We start from the raw sequence: 9,077 nt of genomic DNA, 5'->3' as shown, positions 1-9,077 counted from the left end.
TCATTACTTTAAACAACAATGTTACAGTCGCATCATCTAAGGGTAATGCACTCCATGCAGATGGTATAGAATCCAAGGTCACAATGAAAGGAGGGACTGTCATAGGAGGAAATTTGAATGGACATGAAAACGCATTACTTACAAAAAATGGTGGACGTATTGAAATTACGGATGTTACTCTAACAACCGATAACTTCGGAAACGGTGCACTTGCACTTGGTTCTGATAGCATAGTTGAATTAAAAGGCAATACAAAGATTAACAATGCTTTGAACGGTCTTGGAGCATTTGATGGTGGTAAAATCACCAGCGAAAATTTAACACTCATCGGTTCTGGAGCAAAAGAAGAAAGCACTGGTGTAGGAGTTGACCTGCCTAACAGCAAGATCGAACTAAATGGAAAAACAACCATTGAAAAATTCACACATGGGCTTGAGGCACGAAATGGTGGACAGATTGATGTCACGGATATAGCTTTAACAACGAATGACGCGGGAACCGGTGCACTTGCACTTGGTCCTGATAGCAGAATTGAATTGCATGGAACGGCAACGATTAATAATATTTTGAAGGGTCTTAGAGCAATAAATGGTGGCAAAATTACCAGCGAAAATTTAACAGTAGTCGGTGGTAAAGCAATTAATGAAAATCTCGGCAAAATAAGCACTGGTGTACGGACAGAGGATTCTGGTAGTGAAATTCAGTTAACCGGCAAAACAACCATTCAAAATGTCGATGAAGGTTTTTATGCAGACGGTGGAAGTCAAATCATTAGCGGAGATTTAACAATAACCGGTGGTGAGTCCGAAGCAGCAACCGTTGGTGTAAACATTTGGGATGCCGATAGTATAGTTGAATTCAATGGCAAAACAACCATTCAAAATGTTGATGTTGGTCTTTTTGTCATTGAAGGTAGCACAATTAAAACGAGCAATCGTGCTATTGATACTAATTCTAAAGGCCTAGATACCCAATCCGATACTCCTCAGAAGGGGAAGAAAAATACAATAGAAGCAAAAATGGCTGCACTGGTTGTAATAAATGGCGGACATATTGATCTGACAGATGTTTCTGCCACAGCAGAAGTTGCCAGTTTACAATTCGCAACTTTCTTTGATAATAATCCGAATAGCTCGCATGATCCGCAAAAATATCATAGTAATGAGATCAATCTGACTAATGCAGAGCTTCATGCTGAAAATGGTACAGGAATTTTCGTTAGAACTGTTGTTGAAAAAAGCATCGAAGATGCTGCTGCTCCATCAATCGGCACAGTCAATCTTAAAAAATCAGAAATCCATGCTGACGTATTATTAGGAGATGGTATTTTTTGGGACAAAACATCATGGAAAGATAAAGATTTGTGGGATGGTAAAGAGGTTAAAACGATCTCCAACGGCACCTTCACATTAAGCGCAGATCAGTCTATTTTAGAGGGCAGAGCAAATATTGCTAAAGACAGAAATGTGCACTTTGATCTGAAAAACAATACAAAATGGACGTTGAAAACCAGCAAAAATGAAAAAGATGATGATGGCAATCTCCTTGATATCGCTCAAAGATCTCGTTCTGATATTTCCACGCTTAATCTCGATAACAGCTCCATTATCTTTAATGGACCAACCGAAGATCATTACCAAACATTGCATATAGGTTCTGGTAAACCAGACACGCAAGAAGTCTACAATGCAACGGGTGATGCAAAGATTTACTTCAACACGGCTTGGAGTGATGGTGCTGCAATAAATGACCAAAAAACCGATAGGCTTTTGATCAATGGGAACGTCTCAGGCAACACATCAGTTTATGTCACGGGGCGCTTAGAAGAGAACAATATCGAAGCAAATACCTCTGCTGCTGCCAATGTCCGGGGTCTTTCACTCATTCAAGTTTCTGGAAAAGCAGAAGAAAACTCTTTCAAACTAGTAAATGGCTATACCACAAGAAATCGTTTGCCTTATAAATATACGCTAACGGCCTATGGACCAGAGTCAAGCCACGGTACAGCCGATGTTGCACAAAGCCTCTTTGATGAAAAGAATGAAAATTTCTGGGATTTCCGCTTACATAAAGAAATTCTTGAAACGGATTCTGGTTCTGGTCCAAGTGTGATCGTCCCTGTAGCACAAACGGCCAGTTACTTAGTCATGCCAAATGCTCTCTTCTACAGTGGATTAACCGATATGGCTAAACAAAACGCGCTTTTAGCCAATATCAGAACATCTGTCTTAGGAAAAGAAGAGGAAAAACAAACCGGTTTCTTCCTCTATACTTACGGAAACACAGGAACCTTATCTTCTGAACGCGGACCTCTCAAATATGGTTATGGTGCTGATATCCGCTATGCTGCTCTCCAAGCCGGAGTCACATTCGCAGCATTAGAAGGACAAAATACCACAACACATTTCGGTCTTGTAGGCACCTATGGGCGGCTGTCTTTCACTCCAAAGGATATGGATGATGCAAGTAAGAGCACATTGGATAAATGGTCACTAACAGCTTATGGCAGCGTACAGCATAACAATGGTTTCTATATGGATACACTGCTATCCTATGGGATAATAAAAGGAGATATCGGCAATGCCATCAGAGGAAATACCGCAAAATTGAAAAACGCCAAAATGTTGAGTATCTCCACCACTGTTGGCAAAGAGTTTGCAACTGGAATGGAAGGCTTAACCTTCGAGCCACAAGCACAAATTGCCTATCAACATTTGATGTTTAATACCATTGAAGATGCTGATAATTTTACCGTTGATATGAAAAATCCTTCTCAATGGTTGATCCGTGTTGGTGGACGTTTGACAAAAACCATTTCCACTGAAAACAACCGTCCGATGTCTTTCTATGGAAAAGTAAACTTGATCAAAACCTTTGGTGATAATGGTACCATTCATATTGGTAGAAACTTTGACCTTGATCCTATGGGACCTGCAATTGAAGGCGGCGTTGGCATCAATGCGCAACTGTCTCACAATTTCTCCCTTCATGGTGATGTAAGTTATCAACAAAAGCTTCAGAAAACTGGTATATCTGGAGCAAATTTCTCAGGCGGCATACGCTATCAGTTTTAAATCAAGGCTGTAAAAATAGCCTATTCATTCTATTCAATTTAACAAAAAGGGCAGCACAATATGCTGCCTTTTTATCTCTCCCCTATTCTTTTCTACCAGTACACACCGCCAACATTTTTCTTTAAGAAAATTAGTTAAAAAACTCAAGACAATAAAATATCGCGCTTTTAACTAGTAAAAATATCCCTTAAAAAAACTAAAAGTCGATTGAAAAATCAATGAGCGCTATTTTATCGTAACCGTGTTAAAGAAAAACATGAAAGCTATGGTATCATCTTTGGTTTCATGATGTTGGAAGAGATCTCTATCAGGCTCAAGCATACAGTTTTTTGAAATTTTCTTGCCTACTCCTTTTCTTTAAGCATAAGCAACAAGTTTTATGCAAACATAACACATATCTTAAATAGAAAAACTTATAATACTTATATAATATTAACATAATGTATTCATTTAATACTAAATGAATTTAAATATAATACATTATATATTAAATGTATAAGTTAATTTATACTTTACACAAAAATAAAAATATCCTATTCACGTTCCATCTCTAAAATATCCATCCATTTGATATCCTTCTTATAAGCGGGGGAAGAGTGTGTGGCTCTTATAAGTTAGGAAAATCTTGATGTGTAAAAAATCCCTTTTATGCTGCACAGCTGTCATAGCTGTCATGCTATTCAACACCCATATCAATGTATATGCTGAAACTCTTGAAGTTTCCGGCGAGAAAAAAGAAGTATCTAACACAACGTATGAGATTATTCATGCAAAAGACAACGGGGAAATTACCGGCACACATTTAACTGTGGTTGGGAATAAAGACACGGATATTTATGCTGTAACAGCTGACGGTTTTGGCAGTGCGATTACATTACTGCAAGACACAGCCATTAAAGGAACTGATTTTGACATTCGTCTCGGTCTTAATGCAAAAGATGGTGCTACAATCAAAATGACTGGAGGCATTATTACGGTTTCTGAAATTGGCGCTTTCTTCGAAAACAGTATGAATGATAAAAACAAGCTGGAAGGTGTAACAATATCAAGCGGTAAAGATGACCACTTCATGGACAAGGGAATAAATGCCGACAACAAAAGCAAAGTTACTTTAGAAAACGTAACGGTTACGCAAGCAAACACCAGTATATTTGCAAATGATCATTCTGAAATAACGATTTTAGGAGGAGCATTTGATGGAGAACTCAAAGGAATATCTGCTACGGAAGGCAGCGCTATTACTTTAACCTATAGTGAATTAGCCGATAATAAAAAAGGCAGTGTTCAAGTTACATCATCTCATGGTGACGGACTCTATGCAAATGGTGCACAATCCACAATCACAATGATAGGAGGATCAGTCACTGTAGAAAATACAGCATTACTTGCAGAAAATGGCGGACATATTGACGTCACAGATGTTACTTTAAAAAAAGATGGCACCGGAATCGGTGCAATAGCTAATGATGTTGACAGCACAATTGAACTACACGGAAATACGGTAATTAATGACGCTGTAATTGGGCTTTATGCAACAAACGGTAGCACAATCACAATGACTGGAGGAACCATTACGGCTTTTGAAACTGGTGCGTTCTTCAATGAGAGTAAAAGCGATAAAAACAAATTAGAAAATGTAACCATTACTTATGCAAATACCAGCATAAGTGATCAAGACAAGCTAGAAAGTGTGAAAACATCGGACAATGAATTAGACCCTGGATGGGAAAGTGAATTAGAAAATGAAAAAGAAGAGTTTTTATACACAGGAATAACGGCCTTTGCCGGAAGTCATCTCACTTTAGAAAATGTAACCATTACGCAAGCAGACACCAGCATATCGGCAGAAGATGGTTCACAAGTAACGATATTAGGAGGAGCATTTGATGGAGAACACACAGGGCTATACGTAATGAACGGCAGCTTCATTACTTTAGCCAATAGTAAAGAAGGCAGCGTTCAAGTTACATCATCTGATGGTGATGGACTCTATGCAGACGGTTTATTCTCTACAATCATAATGATGGGAGGGACAGTGACTGCAGGAAATAGAGCATTATTTGCACAAAAAGGTGGATATATTAAGGTCACAGATGTTGCTCTAACAACGATGGACGGAAACGGATACGGGGCAGCTTCCACCGATCCTTACAGCTTTATTGAATTGGATGGAGAGACAACGATTACTAATGCTATAAATGGACTTGATGCGGAAAACAGTGGTGTCATCATAATGACGGGAGGAGCTGTAACTGCAAAAAGCGCAGCATTGTTTACCATGAACGGTGGATATATTAAGATCACAGATGTTGCTCTAACAACGATGGACGGAAACGGATACGGTGCAGCTTCCACCGATCCTGAAAGCTTAATTGAATTGGATGGGAAGACAACAATTAATAATGCTCTCATCGGACTTTATACAGAAAATAGTGGCACTATCTCAATGGCGGGTGGAACTGTAACTGGGAAAAGCGCGGCAGTACTTACAAAAAGCGGTGGACATATTAAGGTCACAGATGTTGCTCTAACAACAATGGATGGCAACGGATACGGTGCAGCTACCAGCGATCCTAACAGCTTGATTGAATTGCATGGAAAGACAACAATTAATAATGCTTTCATCGGACTTTATACAGAAAATAGTGGTACTATCACAATGGCGGATGGAACTGTAACCGCAACAAACATGGCACTGTTTGCAGCAAACGGTGGACATATTAAGGTCACAGATGTTGCTCTAACAACAATGGATGGCAACGGATACGGTGCAGCTACCACTGATCCTGACAGCTTGATTGAATTATATGGAAAGACAATAATTGATAATGCTTTCATCGGGCTTAATACAGAAAATAGTGGTACTATCACAATGGCGGGTGGAACTGTAACCGCAACAAACATGGCATTGCTTGCAAAAAGCGGAGGACATATTAAGCTCACAGATGTTGCTCTAACAACGATGTATGGCAACGGATACGGAGCAGCTACCTCCGATCCTGAAAGCTTGATTGAATTGCATGGAAAGACAACGATTAATAATGCTTTCATCGGACTTTATACAGAAAATAGTGGTACTATCACAATGGCAGATGGAACTGTAACCGCAACAAACATGGCATTGCTTGCAAAAAGCGGAGGACATATTAAGCTCACAGATGTTGCTCTAACAACGATGTATGGTAACGGATACGGAGCAGCTACCTCCGATCCTGAAAGCTTGATTGAATTGGATGGAAAGACAACGATTAATAATGCTTTCATCGGGCTCAATGCAGAAAACAGTGGTGCAATCACAATGACGGGAGGAACTGTAACCGCAACAAACATGGCATTGCTTGCAAAAAGCGGTGGGCATATTAAAGTCACAGATGTTGCTTTAACAACAACAAATGGTAACTATGGTGCTGCTGCAACCGATCCTGAAAGCTTGATTGAATTATATGGAAAGACAACAATTAATAATGCTGTAACCGGACTTGATGCAGAAAATAGTGGCACAATTATAATGACTGGTGGAACAGTAACTGCAAAAACCATGGCATTGTTTGCAATGAATGGTGGACATATTAAGGTCACAGACGTTGCTCTAACAACAATGGATGGCAACGGATACGGTGCAGCTGCCAGCAATCCTTACAGCTTAATTGAATTGCATGGAAATACAGCGATTAGCAATACTTTCATCGGACTTTATGCAGAAAACGGTGGCACGATTAAAATGAATGGAGGGACCGTAGCAGCAAAAGGATCAGCATTTGTTGTAAAAAATAGCGGATATATTGATGTAACAAATGTTTCTGCAACAGCAGAAAACAGTGGCATAATATTTGATAAATCCGAGGACGATAACGCCTTAGAAATCAACTTGACAAATACAAAGATTCGCACTGAAAATAGTATTGGAATTAACGCAGACCAATCAATCGGTATAGCCAATCTCAAAAATTCAGAAATCAGTGCCGATATTTTATTAGCAGCAAAAGCTTCAACTAAAGAAAATAATTTTGCTTTTACATTAAATGCTAATCACTCCGTATTAAAGGGAAGAGCAAAAATTGCAGAAAACAGAACTGTACGCTTTGATTTGACAAACAAGGCAACATGGATATTGAAAACCAGTACAAAAGAAACCGATGATGATGGAAAACTGCTTGCTATTGCTCAAAGGTCACGTTCTGATATTTCTGTGCTCAATCTCAATGATAGTTCTATTGTTTTCAATGGGCTGGTAGAAGATCATTATCATAAATTGCATGTAGGATCTGGAATACCAACCACTCTAGCAGTCTATAATGCCTCTGGTAAGGCAGAAATTCATTTCAACGCTATATGGAGTGATGGTGTTGCAATAGATGCACAAAAAACCGATAGGCTTCTCATTCACGGTGATGTAGCAGGCACCACAACAGTTTATGTCAAAAGTGTTTCAGAGGATAAGGAGAGTGTAGAAAATGCTTCTCCTCCTTCAAATATAGGTGGACTTTCACTTATTCAAGTTTCTGGAGAAGCAAAAGAAGACTCCTTTAAATTGAAAAATGGCTATACCACCATAGGAGGAACTCCTTATAAATATACGCTAACTTCCTATGGACCAGTATCAAGTTATGGCAAAGCCAATGCTAACCAAAACTTATTCGATGAAAAGGATAAAGATTTCTGGGACTTCCGCTTGCAGCCTGAATTTCTTGACCCCGATTCAAAAGTAAGAGCAGTTGTACCACAAATGGCAAGCTATTTGGTTATGCCAAATGCCCTCTTTTATACTGGATTAGCCGATATGGCCAAGCAAAATGCACTTTTAGCCAATATGAGAACAACAGTCTTGGGAGAGCAGAAAAATCTTAAAAACAGTTTCTTCCTCTCTACCTATGGAGGTAAAGGAACCTTATCCTCGAAACGCGGTCCCCTTAAATATGGCTATGGTGCTGATATTCGCTATGCTGCTCTCCAAGCCGGTGTCACATTAGCGGCATTAGAAGGACAAAATACCACGACACATTTCGGTCTTATAGGCACCTATGGGCGGCTGTCTTTCACTCCAAAAGAGATGCAGGATGCAAGTAAAAGCACTTTAGATAAATGGTCTCTCACTGCCTATAGTAGCGTACAGCATGACAGTGGTTTCTATATGGATACACTTTTATCCTATGGAATAATAAAGAGCGATATCACCAATGCTATCATTGGTAAAACCGCGAAATTGAACAATGTAAAAATGTTGAGTATTTCCACCACCGTTGGCAAACAATTTTCTACCGGAATGGAAGGAGTAATCTTCGAGCCCCAAATACAACTTGCTTATCAACATTTGATGTTTGATACCATTGAAGATGCTGATAATTTTACCGTTGATATGAAAAATCCTTCTCAATGGTTGGTGCGAATTGGTGGACGTTTAACCAAAACCATTATGACCACTGAAAATGGTCCTGCCATTTCCTTCTATGGAAAAGCAAACTTGATCAAAGCTTTTGGTGATAATGGAAAAGTACAAATTAGCAAGAATTTTGACCTTGATTCCATGGGAACAGCAATTGAGGGCGGCGTTGGCATCAATGCACAACTGTCTCACAATTTCTCTCTTTACGGTGATGTAAGCTATCGACAAAAGCTTCAGAAAACTGGTATAAGCGGTGCAAACTTTTCAGGTGGCATACGCTATCAGTTTTAAATCAAGGCTGTAAAAATAGCCTATTCATTCTATTCAATTTAACAAAAAGGGCAGCACAATATGCTGCCTTTTTTGTACATTAAAGTCATCCTTTTTCCTTTTAAAGCACCCTTCCCTCTTTATACTTAGTTCTTTACGAAAATCACCAAGACAAGACACAACAAACGCAACAGAGCACTTCCATCCCCAGTGGATGAAGAGTACTTCCTACTTTGAAAAAAAGAGAAGTCTATTAGAAATAAATTAATACCACTGTGTTGAAAGATGAAAAACCACTTTAAGCCCAAGTAAGTTAGCTTTTTTACTAGCTTCTTCTACATCCTTTTTTG

The 9,077-nt window shown here is 39.1% G+C and carries 2 protein-coding genes; both read left to right on the top strand.

What is annotated here, in order from left to right; genetic code table 11:
- Nucleotides 1–3,074: autotransporter outer membrane beta-barrel domain-containing protein (locus ACFINY_RS08785; RefSeq protein ID WP_375701011.1), on the top strand; the 3,074-nt coding region annotated here is incomplete at its 5' end.
- A gap of 628 nt (nucleotides 3,075–3,702) precedes the next feature.
- Nucleotides 3,703–8,748: an autotransporter outer membrane beta-barrel domain-containing protein gene (locus tag ACFINY_RS08780; protein WP_375701010.1), complete on the top strand. Its 5,046-nt coding sequence runs from the start codon at nucleotides 3,703–3,705 to the stop codon at nucleotides 8,746–8,748.
- Nucleotides 8,749–9,077 lie beyond the last annotated feature (329 nt).

The organism is Bartonella sp. AA23NXGY, from assembly GCF_042197165.1.
In the GTDB taxonomy this organism is placed as follows: domain Bacteria; phylum Pseudomonadota; class Alphaproteobacteria; order Rhizobiales; family Rhizobiaceae; genus Bartonella.
This window is presented reverse-complemented; position numbering and strand designations above follow the sequence as displayed.